Below are 16,927 nucleotides of genomic sequence, written 5' to 3' on the forward strand. Positions count from 1 at the left end.
CCACGGGAGAACCTCGCGTATGGACACCGTATGTAAGCGAGGTTCCTTCTCGCAAGAGGAGACTCGGGAGATTATCCTGCGCGACCCCCATCTTCACCGCTCTTTTTCCTGCCGGAAACCGTCAAGGCGATTACTTCCACTACGCGTTGCTGTGCGGCGCGGGCGTCCGGGAGAAGCTCGGGGAAGCCGAAGAATCCGTGGAACATGCCGGGGTAATGGCCCTCCGTGACCGATACGCCCGAATTGCCCAACTTCGCGGCGTACGCTCGGCCCTGCTCGCAGAGCAGGTCGAAGCCCGCGGTGACGATGTGGGCGGTCGGCAGGCCGTGCAGATCCGCCAGCAGGGGCGAGGCGTGCGGGTGCGCCCGGTCGCCGTCGGGCCCGAAGTACTGCTCGTCGAACCAGCGCCCGTGGGCCGGGGTGAGGAAGTGGCCCGCGCCGCCCCCGCCGCGGGTTCCGGCCCGGGGCCGTGCGTCGGTCGCGGGGTAGACGAGGACCTGGAGTGCGAGTGCCGGGCCGCCCCGGTCGCGGGCGATCAGCGCGGCCACGGCCGCGAGGTTCCCGCCCGCGCTGTCACCCGCGACCACCAACGCGCACGGATCCCCGCCCAGTTCGCCGACATGGCCGTCCGCCCAGCACAGCGCGGCGTACGCGTCGTCGACGGCCGCGGGGAAGCGGGCCTCCGGCGCGAGCCGGTAGTCGACCGAGACGACGACCGCGCCGGCGTCCCGGCACAGGGCGCGGGCGATGGGGTCGTGCGTGTCCAGGCCCCCGATGACCCATCCGCCGCCGTGGAAGAAGACGACGGTGGGCCGGGGGGTGGGCGGCCGCGCCTCGGACGGCTCCGCCTCCGCCTCCGGCCGATAGATCCGTACGGGAATCTCCGGGGCCCCCTCCGGACCCGGGATCGCGCGGTCCACGACCGAGCCCACGCGTGGCGGCTCGAAGGGCCAGGCGGGCCCGGCGGCGAGAATGCGGCGGGCCTCGGCCGCGTCGGTGACGGTGCCGCCGATGTCCGGGAAGTGGGCCTTGATGGCGTCGACGAGGGCGAGGACCTCGGGCGCGGGTTCGCTGGGCATCGCGGTTCCTTTCCGGGGCTGTCGGCGGAACTCTCTTACCAAGGCACGTACATGACTAACCGTCAGCCCGGTACGCGACAAGGCCCGGCCGCCGGTCAACCATCGAGGGACTCGCCCACCCGAGAGTGACCCGTTCGGGCGACCCGAGGCAGATCTCCCCTGACAGACACCCCATTGGCCCGCGTACGAGCGGGTACATCGCACAGCGGGGCCATTAGGCTGCGCCCTGCCGCGTGGGCGCCCCGTCGCACACCACGCGCGAGCCGAGCCGCCGTCGACGGAAGCGAGTCGAATCTTGAACTTCCTCACCATCGGTCATCGCGGAGTGATGGGTGTCGAACCCGAGAACACCCTCCGTTCCTTCGTCGCCGCCCAGAACGCGGGCCTCGACCTGATCGAACTCGATCTGCATCTGAGCAAGGACGGCGCCCTCGTCGTCATGCACGACGCCGAAGTGGACCGTACGACCGACGGTTCAGGGCCGATCGCCGAGAAGACAATCGCCGAGCTGCGCGCGCTGGACGCGGGACGCGGTGAGCGCGTCCCCGTCTTCGACGAAGTCCTGGACGCCGTCAAGGCGCCACTGCAGGCCGAGATCAAGGATCTGGCGGCGGCCCGGGCGCTGGCCGAGGTCATGCACCGGCGGGACCTGGTCGGGCGGGTCGAGGTGTCGTCGTTCCACGACGAGGCGATCGCCGAGGTCGCCCGGCTCGTGCCCGGCGTCCGCACCGCGCTCATCGCCAGCCGGTATGGCATCGATGTCGTGGACCGCGCCGTGGAGGCGGGCGCCGCGACCGTCTGTCTCAACATCCGCAGGCTGACCCTGGAGATCGTCGAGCAGGCCCGCAAGGCCGACCTGCGGATCATCGGCTGGGTGGTGAACACCCAGGACCAGCTGCGGCTGGTGCGCGCCCTGGAGCTGGACGGCGCGACCACCGACTACCCCGAGATCAAGCGCACCGGCCGCTTCACCGCGTGAACGTCACGTCAGCGGCTTGACCAGCAGCTCGAACTGCAGGTCGTCGCGCTGCGGAATGCCGAAGCGCTCGTCGCCGTACGGGAAGGGCGTCATCTTTCCCGTACGGCGGTAGCCGCGCCGCTCGTACCAGGCGATGAGGTCGTCGCGTACGGAGATCACGGTCATGTGCATCTCCGTGACACCCCAGGTCTCGCGGGCCGTCCGCTCCGCCTCGGTGATGATCACCTTGCCGAGGCCCCCGCCCTGGAGTGTGGGGCTGACCGCGAACATGCCGAAGTAGGCGTGGTCGCCGCGGTGTTCGAGCTGGCAGCAGGCGACGACCTCGCCGTCCCGCTCGACGGTCAGCAGCCGACTGTCGGGCGACTTGATGACGGCGAGCACACCGTCGGGGTCGGTCCGCTGGCCTTGGAGGATGTCCGCCTCCGTGGTCCAGCCGGTCCGGCTGGAGTCCCCGCGGTACGCCGACTCGATCAGCACAACCAATCCGTCCACGTCGGCGTCGGTGGCGTCGCGGAAGGTGAGTCCGGTGGCGGCGGCGGTATCCATGGAGCGATTCTCCGTTCAGTGGCGCGGCTGGGGCACCGACGAGCGTAACCCTCCCCTACGCTCCGGGTGCATGGTGCATGTACTGAGCAGCCGGACCCTCCTGCGTCCCACCGACCCCGAGCGCTCCCGGGCCTTCTACGGCGAGCAGCTGGGCCTCGCCGTCTACCGCGAGTTCGGTACGGGCCCCGAGCGCGGGACCGTCTACTTCCTCGGCGGCGGTTTCCTGGAGGTCGCCGGGCGTTCCGAGACCCCGCCCTCCCCCGCGCTCAAGCTGTGGCTCCAGGTCGACGACGTGACGGCGGCGCACGGGGAGCTGACTGCGGCGGGTGTCGAGGTGGTGCGGCCGCCGGTCAAGGAGCCGTGGGGGCTGATCGAGATGTGGATCGCGGATCCGGACGGCACCGAGATCGTGATCGTGGAGATCCCGGAGGATCATCCGCTGCGCTACCGCCCCTGAGGCGCGCCGCCGCACGTCTGGGCCCCTTCTCCTTCCGCACGAGCCGGGCCGGGCCCAGGGTCCGGATGGCTGGTACGGCGGGCCGGGCTTAGCGTTTTCTGTAGGGGTCTGGCTGCGCAAGGAACGTCGTGATCGTGCGGAAGGAACCTCATGAAGCTCGACATGCCGGTGACCGGCGGACCCTGCTGGACCGAGCTCGGGACCAGCGATCTGGAGGCGGCCAAGCGCTTCTACGCCGACCTGTTCGGCTGGCGCCCGGAGACGGATCCGCGGCCGGAGGCGGGCGGCTACACGGTCGCGCACCTCGGTGACGCGGCGGTCGCGGCGATCAGCCCGCTGTACCAGGAGTCGCAGCCCGTCGCCTGGAACGTGTCGTTCGCCGTGGCCGACGCCGACGCCGCCGTGGCAGCGGTGCAGGCCGCCGGCGGCACGGTCGTCCTCGGCCCGATGGACGTGTTGGACGTGGGCCGGTTCGCGGTGGCGTTCGACCCGGGCGGAGCGGCCTTCCAGCTGTGGCAGGCGCGGGCCTTCCCCGGCGCGGGGCTGTTCAACGCGCCGGGGGCGCTCGGCTGGGTGGAGCTGATGACCCGCGCCCCCGACCGGGTCACGGAGTTCTACACCGGGGTGTTCGGCTGGACCGTGAGCGCCTCGGAGGAGTACCCGCAGTGGGGCATCGACGGCGCCGACTTCGGCGGCATGGTGACGATGGGCGACATGTTCCCGCACGAGGTGCCCTCGCACTGGATGCCGTACTTCGCCGTCGAGGACGTGGACGCCACGGCGAACGCCGCACTCTCGGCGGGCGGCCACCTCCTCATGGAGCCCATGTCCGTGCCGCACGGACCCCGGATCGCCGTCCTGCGGGACCCGCAGGGTGCGGCGTTCGGGGTCCATGTCGCGGGCGAGGAGGGCTAGCCGGGCCCTGCCGTGCGGATCCGGCGCTGGGATGTCGGCCACAGGTCCGGTAGTCGTAGCCGGCGAGACTACTGTCCCGGCTTCATCCGCGTGAGTTGATGGATGCCGTGCCGCGACCGCACCTGCGCGATGGCGGCCACGTCGGGCGGCCCGGGGGCGTCGAGGATGTCGGCGATCTCCTGGATGTAGTGCTCGTGGCCCGCGGGCGCGGCGAGGAAGAGCATCCGGGCGGGGGTGGAGCCCGGGTTGGCGAAACCGTGGGGGCAGCCCGAGGGGACGTACATCAGACTGCCCGGACCACCCCGTACGACCTTCAGTCCGCTTTTCGACTCCCAGCTCTGCCAGTCCCCGGCCGTCCTGATCCGTGGTTCGAAGGCCAACAGGTCGAGTTCGCCGTCGACTATGTAGAACAACTCCTCGGCCTCGTCGTGGAAATGGGCGCCCACGTCGAACCCCGGCCCGACCTCGGCCTCGAACACCGACCACAGAGCCGAGTGTTCGGCCCCCACCTTGAGCGTCATCCCGGACGTACCCATCCGGCGGCCCGATCCGGGCGGCAGCACCAGTCCATCGGTCATGGCGCCCATGGTGACCCGGAAGCATCGCCTCAGGAAGGGCTGTCAGGCCAGTGGTGTCACCGCCACCTGATCGATGACGGGGGCGTATGCCGAGCGCTGCGGGTGCTGGTTCAGGTCCTGGTTCGTGAAGGTGAGGGTGTTGACGCCCTCCCTCAGTGTCACCGGGACGGTGAGGTCCCAGAAGTTGTTGAAGTGGAAGGTGGTGGGGAAGAGCACCCGCCGCGGCGGCTCTCCGTTGACGGAGATGTCCGCGTGGCGGCAGACCGGGTCGGGGTTGTAGTGGGTCGCCGGGGCCTGTTCGCCGTTGGAGTAGCGGATGGTGAGGGCGTGCCGCCCGGTGTGCGCGGCCGTGACGGTGAGGGTGAGCGCGCCCGCGGCCCCGTTGCCGATGCCGTCGACCGCCTTTCCGCCGGTGGCGAAGGTGTGGGCGCCGGTCACCTTCGCGTCACCCGTCACGGTGCCCTCTTCGGCGGCGTACACGGTGGTCTTCAGGTGGCCCTGTCCCGGCGCCACCAGCAGCCGGTCGAGGACGAGTTGGCTTGAAGTGGCGGTGACCGTCAGCTTGTTGATGCCGCCGGCCAGGAACAGCGGAGTCCGGCCCAGTCGTCCCGCTTTCTCCCCGTTGACGGTCAACACGCCCTCGCCAGAGCCGAGTTGATCGACCGTGACGATCGCCTCGCCGTCCGCCGCCGCGTGCACCCAGAACGTGGCGGTGCCTCCGTGGGGCAGCACGGCCGCCCCTGGCCCCGAGGCTCCGCGGTGCGCGTAGCTCACGTGTGCCCCGCCGCCGAGGACCGCGTACTCGGCGTCGTACAGCGCGGGAGCCGTCACCCGCTCGTCACGCAGCGCCAGGTCGATCTTGTCGATGATCGCGTCGCCCTTCGTGACGCCGAGGTCGGGGTCCTGGGCGGCGAGCGTGATCGTGTGCTTGCCCGCGGTCAGCCGGATCTGGGTGTCGGTGTGCCCCCACACCACCCACTTGTAGCCGAGCGGGAGCCGCAGCTCCTGCGGGTCCGCGCCGTCGACGCGCAGGAAGACGTTGGTGGGGCCCTGTTCCTCGACCTGGCTGTCGAGGTTGTACGAGTTGGCGAAGACGCTCAGGTCGTACGTCCCGTCCTGGGGGACCTCGACGGCGAAGGCGAGGACGCCGTCGGAACCGGTGCGCAGCCCGCCGACGTGGTGGGTGCCGGACGAGGCGAACTTGTCGACGTCCGCGGGTGAACCTTCGGGCCCGTTCTTCGAGTAACCGCCGCCCGTGTACGTGGCGTTCACGGCCTCGTACGTCGCCCGCCAGCCCACCGACGGCGGCAGGGGAACGGCGCCGCCACCGCCGGGCGAGAGGATGACCTCGTAGGCGGACATCTCATGGAGGTCCGGCAGCGACAGGGTCACCTTCCCGTCCACGACGGGCAGTTCGCGGTCCTGGAGCCGCAACGGCTGTGCGGAAGCGCCGACTTGGCCGGTCCACGGGATCTCATGGAGCCGCACGTGCACCGTGCCGCCGAAGATCTCGGCCGGGATGTCCGCGAACGCGATGTCGGCGGCACCGCTCTCGCCGCCGAGGACGGCCCGGGCCTGGCGCTTGTCCCGGTCGAGCGTGGCGACGCCCTGGAGGGTGTACTGGACGTTGGGCCGGGGCGCGATCACCCGGACCGTGCGGCCGGTCATCCGGCCGTAGGCGTTGAACAGCCACCACTGTCCGTTGCCCTTGTTCGCCTCGACCGCCGAGTCGTTGAGGTTGCCGTCGATGTTCCAGTACGCCAGGTCGGCGTCGATCTTCGACTCCTCGATGGCGGAGATCCACTGGACGATCTGGCCCGGCACGGACAAGTGGTAGTTGTGCGCGTACTCGTTGATGTTGACCGGGAGCGGGCCGATCCCCAAGTCCCGTTCCATTGCTCGGTACTTGGCGACGCCGGTGCGGATCGCGGCGGGCGTGGACAGCTCGTGCCAGGTGATCACGTCGGGGAGGACGTCGTGGGCCTTGGCGAACTCCAGGAAGCCCTTGACCTCTTCGTACAGGACGCAGGTGTTGGGGCCGGCGACGCGGGCGTCCGGGTCGAGGCGTCTGATGAGCTGGACGGCGTCCTTCCAGGCGGCGAAGTACCACTGCGGGTCGGTGTGCCAGGAGATCCCGTTGTAGCTCCACTCCTCTGTGCCGAACATGTTGCCTTCGGGCTCGTTGAACGGCACATACACGACATGGGACTTGTAGTCGCCCGTCTCCAGGACCTGACGGACCTGCTTCTCGATCAGCGTCATGAAGCCGGCGAGCCGTTCCTCCCCCGTGGCTCCCGGCCACTGGTAGGGGAAGCCGCGGTAGATGTCGGTCATGTAGACGTAGACGTCCTTGCCGCCGCAGTCCACGAAGGGCACCAGGATGTCGAGGGCGTCGGCGCCGGGGTGCTGGGTGCCGCCCTGGGCCTTGGTGGACACCGTGCGGACGTACATGCCCTCGACGACGTTGCGGCTGGGCACGCCGTCGCCGTACAGGCCGTAGAGAGTGCCGCTCGCGCCGCCGTGGAAGGCTCCGGTGTCGGTCCCCAGGTCGATGGTGAGCGTCACTCTGTCTCCCCTCCCGGGCCTCGACGAGACCCCAATGTTCGGTATTTCGTTCGCCAGCCGGTGTGCCGAACCGGCCCGCCCGAACGTAGGAGTGGCGCTCATCTCATGTCAACGGTCCGTCACCGCACGCTGCCGTGTGTCAGGTCCGGGGAAGCCCCAGTCGGCCTTCCAGTTGTCCGAGCAACTCGCCCAGCAGCTCGGCCAGTTCACGCTGCCGGCTCAGGTCGACCCCGGACAGAACCGTTGTCTCGTAGGCGAGTTGCTCGGGGAGGATGCCGTCGACGAGTTCGCGGCCCTCGTCAGTGAGCCGGACATGGGCGACCCTGCGGTCCCGGGTGTCACCGCGTCGCTCGACCAGACCGCGCTCGGTCAGCTGCTTGAGCCGCTTGGTGACGGCGGCGCCCGAGGAGAACGTCTCGCGGGCGATCTCGCTGGGGGTCAGCTCGTGTCCCGTGCGCCGCAGGGTGCCGAGCACGTCGAACTCGGGCCGGGTCAGCCCGGCCCGGCGCAGGGGGGCGTCCTCGGCCTGCTGAAGGAGCGCGGCGCAGCGGTTGACCCGGCCGATGACCTCCATGGGCCCGGTGTCGAGATCGGGGCGCGCGGTCTGCCACTGCCGCACGACGGCGGCCATGGTGTCGCCCGGCGCGGCCCGCTCGGCAGAGCCGTTCCCCGCCTTCGCCCGAACGGCGGAGGCGCTCTCCCTCTCCGCCCGTCCGGCAGCGGCGCTCTCCGTCTCCGCCGGCCCGGCAGGGGCAGCCCCGGTCTCCGCCCGCCCATCCGCTCTCGTCATGCCTGTGCGCCCTCCAAGCAGTGCAGTCCCTGCCGTCGTACCGTCGCCGCGAGCGTACGGTGTCCGGCCTGCTCGGACCGCATGACCCGCTCCTCCGGCAGGGCGCGCTGCCACCATTCGCCGGCGGCGGCGTCGGCGGTCGCACGCAGGTCGACCACGGCGGCGGCCAGGCCGCGGCGGGCGGACTCCAGGGCGCCGGGGTCGGGACGCTCGTCGGCCAGGATCGTGAGGGCGTGGTCGCGGGCGCGGTCCACCGTGGAGAGGGCCTGCTCGATACGGCCGCCGGCGCGCCGGTTGGTGACGGCGATCGCGGCGAGGAAGCCGGCCAGCGCGCCCACGAGGGTGTCCACGACACGGTCGGTGATCAGCTCGCCCGGCTGCTGGAAGCGCGCGAACTCGGTGATGAGCAGGGCCATGGGGGTCACGCAGATGCTGCCGAGCCAGTAGTTGCGGCCGATCAGGGCCTCGGCGCCGAAGTTGAGGACGAGACAGCACAGCACGAGGGCCGTCTGGCCGAGATGGGCGAGCGGGGCTATCGCAGCGAAGACCAGCACGCCGACGAGGTTGCCGACCACGCGCTGCACGCCTCGGCTCCAGGTCAGGGTGACGTTGGCCTGGTAGAGCGAGGCGGCGGTGACCAGCGCCCAGTAGGGGCGGCCGACGCCGAACGCGAGCGAGACGTATCCGGCGAGGGCGCAGCCGAGCGCGGTGCGCAGGGCGATGGGGGCGAGCGGGCCGAGGCGGCGCAGCAGCGGCTGTTCACCGAAGGCGAGGGCGGCCTCCACGCCCAGGAGTTCGTCGGCGGCGTCGGCGAGGTCGTCCGGGCGCGGAACGGGTCCGGTGCCGCGCAGCTCGCGGGCCCACCCGCGCAGCCGCTCGGGCTCCGTGTCGGCGGGCGCGGCGAGCGCGACCTCGGCGCGCACCACGAGCCGTTCGAGGGCGCGCCGGGGCGCGGAGCGGGCGCCGGTCGACAGCAGCGACTGCCAGGCACCGTGCACGGCCGCGGCGGCGCGGGAACGGGCGGCGTCGTCACCGCTCCCCCGCGTCTCCGCGTACGCGGCCGCGGCGTTCAAGGCGTGCGCGGTGGCGCGCCGCTCCGGTCCGTGCGGACGGACGAGTCCGGGAGCCATGCCGACGATCCAGGCCCAGGCGCCCGCCGCCGCGCCGAGCGCGAGATGACCGGGCACCTGGCCGAGCGTCTGGGGCGCGAACAGGGACGCGGAGGAGACGAAGGCGAGGACCACATGACCGGGCGGACCGATGCGCGTGGCGTCGCACACCACCTTCTGCACGGCGGCGAGCAGCGCGCCCACGGTGACCAGCACGACGGCGTCCGTGGTGAGCGAGGCCGTGACGAGGGCGACGGCGAGACCGCCGAGCATGCCCAGCACCACCCAGGCGAGGGCGCGGGCCCGGGCGGCGTACGGACGGTTGTGGGCGTAGAGCGCGCAGAGCGACCCGGCCATCGTGTACATCGCCAGGTCCAGCCGGCCGAGCGCCAGGAGCGTCAGATTCGGCGGAGCGACCGCGGCGACGACGCTGAACGCGGGCTTGAACCAGATGTCGGAGGGCCTGCCGACGCGCAGCACACCGGCCAGCGGGAGGCGACGTACACGTGAGGGGATGGGACTGGGGCTGGGCGCACTACTCATGGCAATAACATTAGCAGGTGTTTTATCTATAAAATATCTCGCGCATCACATTCCCCATCTGCGGTGCACCCCCGCACGCTCCCCCGCGTACACCCTTGCGCTCGCTTGCGCCCCGGTCACCCGGGGCATGCCCTGACCGACTGTGCGATGTCCGACATCGTCGAGCGGGGAGGTACGCGGTGCATGGACCTGCTTCGCCCGGCTGGCTGCTCGTCGTGCTGTGCGCGGCGACCGGGGCGTACTGCCTGCTGAGGATGCGCAGCCCCGTCGAGGAACAGCGCCGCACCGCGGGCGGTGAGGCGCTCATGGGCTTCGGCATGGCCGCGATGGCCGTACCCGCGGCGGTGGCCACTCCGCCGCGCTGGGCCTGGCTCGCCTACGCCGCCCTCTTCGGCGCGACCGCCGTACGCGCCCTGTGGGCGTCCCGCACGAGCCCACACCATCTGCATCATCTGATGGGCGCCGGCGCGATGGTCTACATGGCGGGCGCGATGGCCGCCTCACCCGGACACCACAGCCATGGCGGCTCCGGAATCCCCCTGGTCACCGGCGTACTGCTCCTCTACTTCACCGGTTACGTCCTGCGCTCCGGCGTCCGCCTGCTGCCGCTGGCCGCCGCGACGCCGGGAGGCACCCGCACCCTCGGCTGGGGCGACCGCCCCGAACTCTCCCGGGCCTGCCGTCTGTCCATGGGGATCGCGATGGTGGCCATGCTGGTCACGCTCTGACGCCGGACCCCGTCGATGCGCGCCCAGGCCCCGCACACCTTCGGGCCGTGACCGCTGTACGAAACCGTGGCGTACGTCACTTGCCGTCGCAGCCCGTATCCACCGGCGACGCCCCGCTCATAGGCTTCACCTCATGATGGTCCCCGCGGCACTGTTGCTGCTCGGCGCCCTGGCCGCCGTGGTCGCTCCGCGACTGCTCGCCAGGGCGGACTGGCCGGACCGTGAACCTGTGGTCGCACTGTGGGTGTGGCAGTGCGTAGTGGCGGCGGTGCTGCTGTGCTGCGCGCTGTCGATGACGCTGAGCGCCGCCGCCGCGTGGGTGGCCGTGCGCGGCCATGTCTTCGGCTCGGCGCCGCGCTCGGTCGTGGACGCCTACGCGCTGAGTACCGGCGGCACTTGGGCGGCGACGACCGCCGTGGCGCTCGCGTGCGGGGGCGCCTGGACCGCCGCGATGCTGGCCCGCGAGATCGTACGGGCCCGGTCGCGCCGTCGGCAGCGACGGGCCGAACTCCTCGTACGCGCCCCGCTGTTGCCCGGCGAGGAGCCCGGCGCCGACCGTCTGGTGGTTCTGGAGGGCGAGCGCCCGGACGCCTGGTGGCTGCCCGGCACGGCACCCCAACTCGTCATCACCACGGCCGCGTTGCGCCGCCTGAAGGGGCGCCAGCTGGATGCCGTACTCGCCCATGAGCAGGGGCACGCGCGGGCCCGGCACGACTGGCTGCTGCACTGTTCGGCCGCGCTGGCCGTCGGCTTTCCTCAGGTGCCGGTGTTCGCCGCGTTCCGCGGCGAGATGCACCGCCTGGTCGAACTCGCCGCCGACGACGTGGCATCGCGCCGTTTCGGCCGCCTCACGATCGCCCTCGCGCTGGTCGAACTCAACGAGGACCGGGGCGTGTTCGGCCCCTGTCCCACCCCGGACGCCCATGTCCCGCAGCGCGTCAACCGCCTCCTCACTCCCCCGGACCGGCTCACGGCGGCCCGCCGGCTGCGGCTGACGGCGGCGGCCGCGCTGGTGCCGGTGATTCCGGTGCTGGTGGCGTTCGTTCCCGGGTTGCGGGCGCTGGGCTGAGCCATCCGAAGTTGGCCTCCGGACTGTCACGTCGGCGAGGATCATTCCCATGCACTCCCCGCCCGCCGACTCGCCGTCCCCTGCACCGGGCCCCCGCACACCGAGCCCTCGCACCGCGGCGCTCACCGCGGCGGCCCTCGCCGTGCTCTCCGTGGCGCTCCTCATGCTCGTCGCGTTCTCCTGGCATCCGCTGCTCGCCGTCGACGGCGACATCGCCCGCACCACGCACACCTGGGCGGTCGACAACCCCGGCGCCACCCATGTGTTCAGGATCCTGACGGACTGGGTGTGGGACCCCTGGACGCTGCGCACGGTGTGTGCCGCCGCCGTGATCTGGCTGCTGTGGATCCACTCGGCATGGTGGCTCGCCCTATGGGTGGTGGCCACATGTGTGCTGGGCACACTGGTGCAGCAGGGGCTCAAGTCGGCGGTCGGACGTGAACGCCCCGTCTGGCCCGACCCCGTGGACTCCGCCCACTACGCGGCCTTCCCCTCCGGCCACGCCCTGACGGCCACGGTGGTGTGCGGACTGTTGCTCTGGCTGCTCCGCCTGCACGGCGCCGGACGCGCCCTGTGGCGTACGGCGTCGGCCCTGGCGGTCGTCTCCGTCGTGGGCGTCGGTGTGACCCGTGTCTGGCTCGGCGTGCACTGGCCGTCGGACGTCCTGGGCGGCTGGCTCATCGGCGCGCTGATCGTCGCCCTGGCGGTGGCCTCGTACGAGCGGTGGCCCGGCGCACGGCGCCCTTGACCGGTCACGGTCGCGCCACGAAGGATCCTCCTCATGACGATCAAAGGCGTGCTCTTCGACTTCTCCGGCACCCTCTTCCGTATCGAGTCCACCCGCTCATGGCTGCGCGCAGTGCTGGCGAAGGCCGAACTCACCCTTCCAGAGCCGGAGTTGACACGGACGGCGCAGGCGCTGGAGTCCGCGGGCGCGCTGGCCGGCGGCGCCTCTCCGTCACTGCCACTGCCACCGGACCTCGCCGGGGTGTGGGCGGTCCGCGACGAAAGCGCCGAGCTGCACCGGGCCGCGTACACCGGCGTCTCCCGCCAGGTACCGCTGCCCGACCCCCGGCTCTACGACGCGCTGTACGACCGTCACATGGTCCCGGACGCCTGGCACCCCTACCCGGACGCCGCCGAGGTGCTGGGCGCGCTGCGCGAGCGCGGTGTCGCGGTCGGTGTGGTCAGCAACATCGGCTGGGATCTGCGGCCCGTCTTCCGCGAGCACGGCCTCGACCCGTACGTCGGCGCGTACGTCCTGTCGTACGAGCACGGCATCCAGAAGCCCGATCCCCGGCTCTTCGCCACCGCCTGCGACGCGCTCGGCGTCGCTGCCGAGGACACCCTGATGGTGGGTGACGACCGCCGGGCGGACGGGGGCGCGGCGGCCCTGGGCTGCGGGGTGCACTTCGTGGACCATCTGCCGGTGGCGGACCGCCCGGACGGGCTGCGGCCGGTGCTCGACCTGGTCGGCTGACCGTCTGTCCCGCAGGCCCGCACGCGTGCTTCCTCAGCTCTGATAGTCCTCGACCTGCGACGAGGGACGCACCCGCGCCTCGTCCGGGTTCTCGCCGTACTCGGACTTCGCGCGCCGCTGGCGCAGCAGGTCCCAGCACTGGTCGAGCGCGCGCTCCAGGTCTTTGAGGCGTTCCTGTTCGGTGTCGCTGTCGATCTGCCCGGACGCCACGGCGTCACGCAGTCGTCGCTCGTCGTCCACCATCGCCGTGATCCTGGCCAGGATCTGGTCTTGATCCATGTCCGTACGCCTCCTCGGCACTCCAGCCCACTCTAAGGAGGTCACCCCGGCTGTGCGACTCGCTCGGGGCCATGCACGTCTGCCTCGGATGTTCCCCCGCGCCACCCGAGGCAGACGGCAGGCCGGAGCGGACCCCTGAAGGGTCCGGCCCGACGCGTTGAGTATAGTTGGCTGGCAGCCAGTCAACGCAGGAGTTACAGCATGTCCCCGCGCAGCGCCTCGGTCAATGAAGAGTTGCGGCGGCGTTCCCGCGAGCGGCTGTTGCAGGCCGCGGTGGAGCTGGTGAGCGAGCGCGGCTATGAGGCGACGACGCTCGGCGACATCGCGGATCGCGCGGGATCGGCGCGCGGACTGGTGTCGTACTACTTCCCCGGCAAACGCCAGCTGCTGCAGTCCGCCGTGCACCGGCTGATGCACCGCACGCTGGAGGAGGCGCTGGAGCGCGAGCCGCGTACCGAGGACGGCCGGGAGCGGATGGCGCGGGCCATCGACGCGATCCTGGGGCTCACCCGGGTCCATCCGGTGCTGATGCGTCAGCACATGGCCGGACTGCTTCAGGGCGAGGGATTCCTGCAGTGCCCGGAGCAGCAGCGTCTGGCGCAGCTCCTGCGGGAGACCGTCGCCGGATACGGCTCGCCGGACGCCGCGACCGACTACCCGATGATGCGGGCGCTGCTCATGGGCTCGGTGTACGCGGCCCTGGTGCCGGGCGTTCCGATGCCGATCCCGACGCTGCGGGCCGAGTTGTTCAAGCGGTACCGGCTCGACTGGGAGCTGGGTGTCCCGCCGGACACCGAGGTGCCCGGCGGGACGGACGAGACGGATCTGTCACGGTTCTTCGCGACCGGCCACCGCACGGAAGGCCGGCCCGGTCCAGCCGACGGTCAGTCGAAGTAGTCCGGCTGCGTCTGGACGTTGAGCTCGCGCAGGTGGACCCACTTCGCGGGGTCCGTGCGCCGGTCGCTGAGCTTGAGTACGTCGAAGCCCTTGGCGATGTCGTTCGAGTAGATGTAGCCGTTGTAGTAGTACGCCGACCAGGAGCCGCCGACCCTGAGGGTGTCGGTGGCCAGCGGGCCGCGCTCGAAGTAGGCGATCTCCTTCGGGTTGGCCGAGTCGGTGAAGTCCCAGACGGAGACACCGCCCTGGTACCAGGCCTGGACCATGAGGTCCTTGCCCCGGACGGGGATCAGCGAGCCGTTGTGGGCCACGCAGTTCTCGGTGTCCGCCTGGTGGCGGGGGATCTTGTAGTAGCTCTTGAAGACGAGCTTGCGGTCGTCGCCCTTGCCAACGATGTCGTAGATGCCGTCGGCGCCGCGGTTCGGACCGATCGCCGCGTTGCAGGTGGCCGCTCCACCGCCGCCCAACTCGTCGGTGAACACGACCTTGTTCGCCTTCTGGTTGAAGGTCGCCGAGTGCCAGAACGCAAAGTTCACGTTGTCCTCGACCTGGTCGATGACCTTCGGGTGCTCCGGGTCCTTGATGGAGAACAGGATGCCGTCGCCCATGCAGGCGCCCGCGGCCAGGTCCTTCGACGGCAGGACGGTGATGTCGTGGCAGCCGGTGGTCTTGGCGACGCCCGGGTTGGTGGGCGCGCCCGGGTTGCCGCCGCCGTCCGCTCCCTCACCCGGGAACAGCACCGGGAAGTTCACGACGGCCGCCTCTTCGGGGGCGTTGCGCGGCACCTTGATGACCGAGATGCCGTCGTGCGGCGGCTGGCAGTCGGGGAAGGTGGCGCTCGGCGAGTACGAGGAGACGTATACGTAGACGTTCTTGCGCTCGGGCACCAGCGTGTGGGTGTGCGAGCCGCAGGCGGTCTCGACGGCGGCGACGTACTTCGGGTTCGCCTTGTCGCTGATGTCGAAGATCTTCATGCCCTCCCACGACGACTTCTCGGTCGCGGGCTGCGTGGTGCTGTTGCAGGAGTTGTCGCTGCGTGAGGAGTCGGTGGACAGGAAGAGCAGGTTGCCGGAGACGGAGATGTCGTTCTGCGAGCCCGGGCAGAGCACCTGCGCGACCGTCGTGGGCGCCTTGGGGTTGCTGATGTCCAGGACGCGGAAGCCGTCGTAGTTGCCGGCGAAGGCGTACTTGCCCTGGAAGGCGAGGTCCGAATTGGTGCCGGGTAACGCGTCCTTGGGGATGTTGGTGAGGTGTTCGATGTTGTCGGAGTGGACGATCTCGTCCTGTCCGGGTATCTCGCCGCTCGCGATCGCCGCCTTCGCCTCGGCCGCCTGACTCGTGGAGACCTGTTCCTGCGCGGCGGGACCGTCCCCGGGGTCGGGGGTCGCGCCCGCCGGGCCGGCCGTGAGCAGCGCGGCCAGGAGTCCGGCCGCGGCCGCGGCAACTCCCAGCCGTCTGTGCCGCGTTCGGGGGTCGTTCAACAGGGTCACTGTGTCCTCCCTTGTAGCCGTTCGCAGTCGAACGGTTCACGGACCCCTGAAGTATCGTCCGCCCCATGCGGAGATCAACAGATGGCAACGTACTCGTAATGAACGTTTTTGATCAGCCGTACACGGAAGCGTGCTAGGACGGTCATCAACACCCTTGAGGTGTACGCCCATTCGTGTGCCGCAGGAGGTCGCTGTGCTCGTTCGCCGTACGTCCCGCGCGTCCCTGGTCACGGCGGCACTGGCGGTCGCCGTGCTCGCGCTCGCGGGCTGCGACTCCGGCTCCGGGACCAAGTCCGGCAAGGCGGGCGGGCCTTCGGTGATCGCGCCCGGCAAGCCCGGCGAGGCGGCCGAGACACTCTCCGCCCAGGACGCCGCGAAGCAGCGGGCCGACGACGACTCCCCCAACTCGGCGGACTTCGCGTACGTGCGGATGATGATCGACCATCACACGCAGGCCCTGGAGATGACCGAACTCGCCCCGAAGCAGGCCGAGTCGGGCAGGCTGAAGCGGCTAGCCGCGCGGATCGCGGCCGCACAGGGTCCGGAGATCACCACCATGAAGAGCTGGCTGAAGACGCACAACGGCAGGCGGACCGTCACGGAGCACGAGCACGCGGCGATGCCGGGCATGGCGACGGAGGCCCAGCTCAAGAAGTTGCGCACGGCGAAGGGCAAGGCCTTCGACAAGCTCTTCCTCAAGCTGATGATCACCCATCACGACGGAGCGATCACCATGGCCACGGATGTGAAGGCACAGGGCAACAACATCCAGATCGAGGAAATGGCCGACGATGTGATCGCCCAGCAGACGAGTGAGATCAACCGGATGCGGGAGATGTCCTAGCCGCCGCACCCGGCCCACCCGTCCTATCGGGCATGCGGCAACTCCCCCATTCAGCGCCGGGCATGACGGGGCGTCAGGAATCCCTCGTCGCGCGCCCCGGCGATCAGCCTGAGCGACTTGCGCCGGCTGTGGCCGGTGGCGCACATGACCGCGAGCACGGGGTCGGAGCCCTCTTCCTGCGCGGCGCGGTACTCCTCCGCGGCCAGCCACCGGCCCTCGACACCGCGCGGCCACGACGGCCGGGCGCGGCGCGCGGGCCCGTCCTCCGGCTCGTACGACGGACCGGCAGGCACGCCGCACGCCTCGCAGAGCGGTTCCTCGATCCAGTCGGCGAGCACCGCAAGGTCGTCGAGGGAGAGCGGCGGCTGGGCCCGTACGTCCTCGATCGACACGCCCGCCCCGGACACCACGACGAGAACGTCGACCTGGGCGCCGTCACCGAAGGCCAGCCGGACGTTGAACCACGACGTGACGCTCTCGTTCTCCCGCACTTCCCACGCGGGCCACACGGAGACCGCACCATCCGGGCGGCTGCGGTCGGACAGATTAAGAAAGGATGCTTCTAGCACATACGGAACG

18 protein-coding genes are annotated in these 16,927 nt (G+C 70.8%); 9 read left to right on the forward strand and 9 right to left on the reverse strand.

What is annotated here, in order from left to right:
- Positions 1 to 71 precede the first annotated feature (71 nt).
- Complete coding sequence (locus OG975_RS06080; protein ID WP_406327986.1) at positions 72 to 1,079, reverse strand: alpha/beta hydrolase; 1,008 nt, start codon at positions 1,077 to 1,079, stop codon at positions 72 to 74.
- Between the two features lie 295 nt (positions 1,080 to 1,374).
- Between OG975_RS06080 and OG975_RS06085 the strand changes: the two genes are divergently transcribed.
- The gene (locus OG975_RS06085) at positions 1,375 to 2,058 is read left to right on the forward strand and encodes a glycerophosphodiester phosphodiesterase (protein WP_406327988.1); all 684 of its coding nucleotides are present in this window, start codon (positions 1,375 to 1,377) and stop codon (positions 2,056 to 2,058) included.
- Between the two features lie 3 nt (positions 2,059 to 2,061).
- On the opposite strand, the gene OG975_RS06090 is transcribed toward OG975_RS06085, so the two are convergent.
- Positions 2,062 to 2,604 carry a GNAT family N-acetyltransferase gene (locus tag OG975_RS06090; RefSeq protein ID WP_406327989.1) on the reverse strand — a complete coding sequence of 181 codons (543 nt, stop codon included), beginning with the start codon at positions 2,602 to 2,604 and terminating at the stop codon, positions 2,062 to 2,064.
- 70 nt (positions 2,605 to 2,674) lie between these two features.
- Here OG975_RS06090 and OG975_RS06095 point away from each other — a divergent pair, with 70 nt between their 5' ends.
- Both OG975_RS06095 and OG975_RS06100 read left to right on the forward strand, forming a co-directional pair.
- Positions 2,675 to 3,061 carry a VOC family protein gene (locus OG975_RS06095; RefSeq protein WP_406327991.1) on the forward strand — a complete coding sequence of 129 codons (387 nt, stop codon included), beginning with the start codon at positions 2,675 to 2,677 and terminating at the stop codon, positions 3,059 to 3,061.
- A gap of 150 nt (positions 3,062 to 3,211) precedes the next feature.
- Positions 3,212 to 3,976: a VOC family protein gene (locus OG975_RS06100; protein ID WP_406327993.1), complete on the forward strand. Its 765-nt coding sequence runs from the start codon at positions 3,212 to 3,214 to the stop codon at positions 3,974 to 3,976.
- Between the two features lie 68 nt (positions 3,977 to 4,044).
- Here the strand turns inward: OG975_RS06100 and OG975_RS06105 are convergent, their stop codons facing one another.
- Genes OG975_RS06105 through OG975_RS06120 form a run of 4 tightly spaced genes read right to left on the reverse strand, consistent with a single transcriptional unit; the run spans position 4,045 to position 9,561 of the window.
- On the reverse strand, positions 4,045 to 4,563 hold the full coding sequence (locus tag OG975_RS06105; RefSeq protein ID WP_406327995.1) for a cupin domain-containing protein: 519 nt from the start codon (positions 4,561 to 4,563) through the stop codon (positions 4,045 to 4,047).
- 33 nt (positions 4,564 to 4,596) lie between these two features.
- The gene (locus OG975_RS06110) at positions 4,597 to 7,221 is read right to left on the reverse strand and encodes a cellulosome protein (protein WP_406327997.1); all 2,625 of its coding nucleotides are present in this window, start codon (positions 7,219 to 7,221) and stop codon (positions 4,597 to 4,599) included.
- A 37-nt stretch (positions 7,222 to 7,258) separates the two neighbouring features.
- Positions 7,259 to 7,909, reverse strand: coding sequence for a MarR family winged helix-turn-helix transcriptional regulator (locus tag OG975_RS06115; protein ID WP_406327998.1), 651 nt, complete (start codon positions 7,907 to 7,909; stop codon positions 7,259 to 7,261).
- Positions 7,906 to 9,561, reverse strand: a complete 1,656-nt coding sequence (locus tag OG975_RS06120) for an FUSC family protein (RefSeq protein WP_406328000.1) — start codon at positions 9,559 to 9,561, stop codon at positions 7,906 to 7,908. Before OG975_RS06120 ends, OG975_RS06115 begins: the two co-directional genes overlap by 4 nt.
- Before the next feature lie 179 nt (positions 9,562 to 9,740).
- On the opposite strand from OG975_RS06120, the gene OG975_RS06125 reads away from it, so the two are divergent.
- The 4 genes from OG975_RS06125 (at position 9,741) to OG975_RS06140 (ending at position 12,838) form a co-directional block, all read left to right on the forward strand.
- Positions 9,741 to 10,289, forward strand: a complete 549-nt coding sequence (locus OG975_RS06125; RefSeq protein ID WP_406328001.1) for a DUF5134 domain-containing protein — start codon at positions 9,741 to 9,743, stop codon at positions 10,287 to 10,289.
- Between the two features lie 133 nt (positions 10,290 to 10,422).
- Positions 10,423 to 11,358, forward strand: coding sequence for a M56 family metallopeptidase (locus OG975_RS06130; protein ID WP_330302792.1), 936 nt, complete (start codon positions 10,423 to 10,425; stop codon positions 11,356 to 11,358).
- Between the two features lie 49 nt (positions 11,359 to 11,407).
- Positions 11,408 to 12,106: a phosphatase PAP2 family protein gene (locus tag OG975_RS06135; protein WP_406328002.1), complete on the forward strand. Its 699-nt coding sequence runs from the start codon at positions 11,408 to 11,410 to the stop codon at positions 12,104 to 12,106.
- Positions 12,107 to 12,139: 33 nt separating this feature from the next.
- A complete protein-coding gene (locus tag OG975_RS06140; protein WP_406328004.1) occupies positions 12,140 to 12,838 on the forward strand; it encodes an HAD family hydrolase in 699 nt (232 codons plus the stop codon).
- Positions 12,839 to 12,871: 33 nt separating this feature from the next.
- On the opposite strand, the gene OG975_RS06145 is transcribed toward OG975_RS06140, so the two are convergent.
- Positions 12,872 to 13,117 (reverse strand): DUF2630 family protein, encoded by a 246-nt coding sequence (locus OG975_RS06145; protein ID WP_406328005.1) that lies wholly within the window; start codon positions 13,115 to 13,117, stop codon positions 12,872 to 12,874.
- A gap of 201 nt (positions 13,118 to 13,318) precedes the next feature.
- On the opposite strand from OG975_RS06145, the gene OG975_RS06150 reads away from it, so the two are divergent.
- The gene (locus tag OG975_RS06150; RefSeq protein WP_406328007.1) at positions 13,319 to 14,014 is read left to right on the forward strand and encodes a TetR/AcrR family transcriptional regulator; all 696 of its coding nucleotides are present in this window, start codon (positions 13,319 to 13,321) and stop codon (positions 14,012 to 14,014) included.
- Here OG975_RS06150 and OG975_RS06155 read toward each other — a convergent pair.
- On the reverse strand, positions 14,002 to 15,504 hold the full coding sequence (locus OG975_RS06155) for an LVIVD repeat-containing protein (protein ID WP_406328008.1): 1,503 nt from the start codon (positions 15,502 to 15,504) through the stop codon (positions 14,002 to 14,004). The two genes, OG975_RS06150 and OG975_RS06155, sit on opposite strands and share 13 nt — an antisense overlap.
- Positions 15,505 to 15,697: 193 nt before the next feature.
- Between OG975_RS06155 and OG975_RS06160 the strand changes: the two genes are divergently transcribed.
- The gene (locus tag OG975_RS06160) at positions 15,698 to 16,348 is read left to right on the forward strand and encodes a DUF305 domain-containing protein (protein ID WP_406328010.1); all 651 of its coding nucleotides are present in this window, start codon (positions 15,698 to 15,700) and stop codon (positions 16,346 to 16,348) included.
- A gap of 50 nt (positions 16,349 to 16,398) precedes the next feature.
- Here the strand turns inward: OG975_RS06160 and OG975_RS06165 are convergent, their stop codons facing one another.
- Positions 16,399 to 16,917, reverse strand: coding sequence for a DUF6214 family protein (locus tag OG975_RS06165; protein ID WP_406328012.1), 519 nt, complete (start codon positions 16,915 to 16,917; stop codon positions 16,399 to 16,401).
- Between the last annotated feature and the right edge of the window lie 10 nt (positions 16,918 to 16,927).

The sequence above is a fragment of the Streptomyces sp. NBC_00203 genome (assembly GCF_045206325.1).
In the GTDB taxonomy this organism is placed as follows: domain Bacteria; phylum Actinomycetota; class Actinomycetes; order Streptomycetales; family Streptomycetaceae; genus Streptomyces; species Streptomyces lutosisoli.

Coding starts and splice junctions, on each gene's coding strand:
- OG975_RS06080 (WP_406327986.1), bottom strand. CDS start 1,079: ATGCCCAGCGAACCCGCGCCCGAGGTCCTCGCCCTCGTCGACGCCATC.
- OG975_RS06090 (WP_406327989.1), bottom strand. CDS start 2,604: ATGGATACCGCCGCCGCCACCGGACTCACCTTCCGCGACGCCACCGAC.
- OG975_RS06095 (WP_406327991.1), top strand. CDS start 2,675: ATGGTGCATGTACTGAGCAGCCGGACCCTCCTGCGTCCCACCGACCCC.
- OG975_RS06100 (WP_406327993.1), top strand. CDS start 3,212: ATGAAGCTCGACATGCCGGTGACCGGCGGACCCTGCTGGACCGAGCTC.
- OG975_RS06105 (WP_406327995.1), bottom strand. CDS start 4,563: ATGGGCGCCATGACCGATGGACTGGTGCTGCCGCCCGGATCGGGCCGC.
- OG975_RS06110 (WP_406327997.1), bottom strand. CDS start 7,221: ATGAGCGCCACTCCTACGTTCGGGCGGGCCGGTTCGGCACACCGGCTG.
- OG975_RS06115 (WP_406327998.1), bottom strand. CDS start 7,909: ATGACGAGAGCGGATGGGCGGGCGGAGACCGGGGCTGCCCCTGCCGGG.
- OG975_RS06120 (WP_406328000.1), bottom strand. CDS start 9,561: ATGAGTAGTGCGCCCAGCCCCAGTCCCATCCCCTCACGTGTACGTCGC.
- OG975_RS06130 (WP_330302792.1), top strand. CDS start 10,423: ATGATGGTCCCCGCGGCACTGTTGCTGCTCGGCGCCCTGGCCGCCGTG.
- OG975_RS06135 (WP_406328002.1), top strand. CDS start 11,408: ATGCACTCCCCGCCCGCCGACTCGCCGTCCCCTGCACCGGGCCCCCGC.
- OG975_RS06140 (WP_406328004.1), top strand. CDS start 12,140: ATGACGATCAAAGGCGTGCTCTTCGACTTCTCCGGCACCCTCTTCCGT.
- OG975_RS06145 (WP_406328005.1), bottom strand. CDS start 13,117: ATGGATCAAGACCAGATCCTGGCCAGGATCACGGCGATGGTGGACGAC.
- OG975_RS06150 (WP_406328007.1), top strand. CDS start 13,319: ATGTCCCCGCGCAGCGCCTCGGTCAATGAAGAGTTGCGGCGGCGTTCC.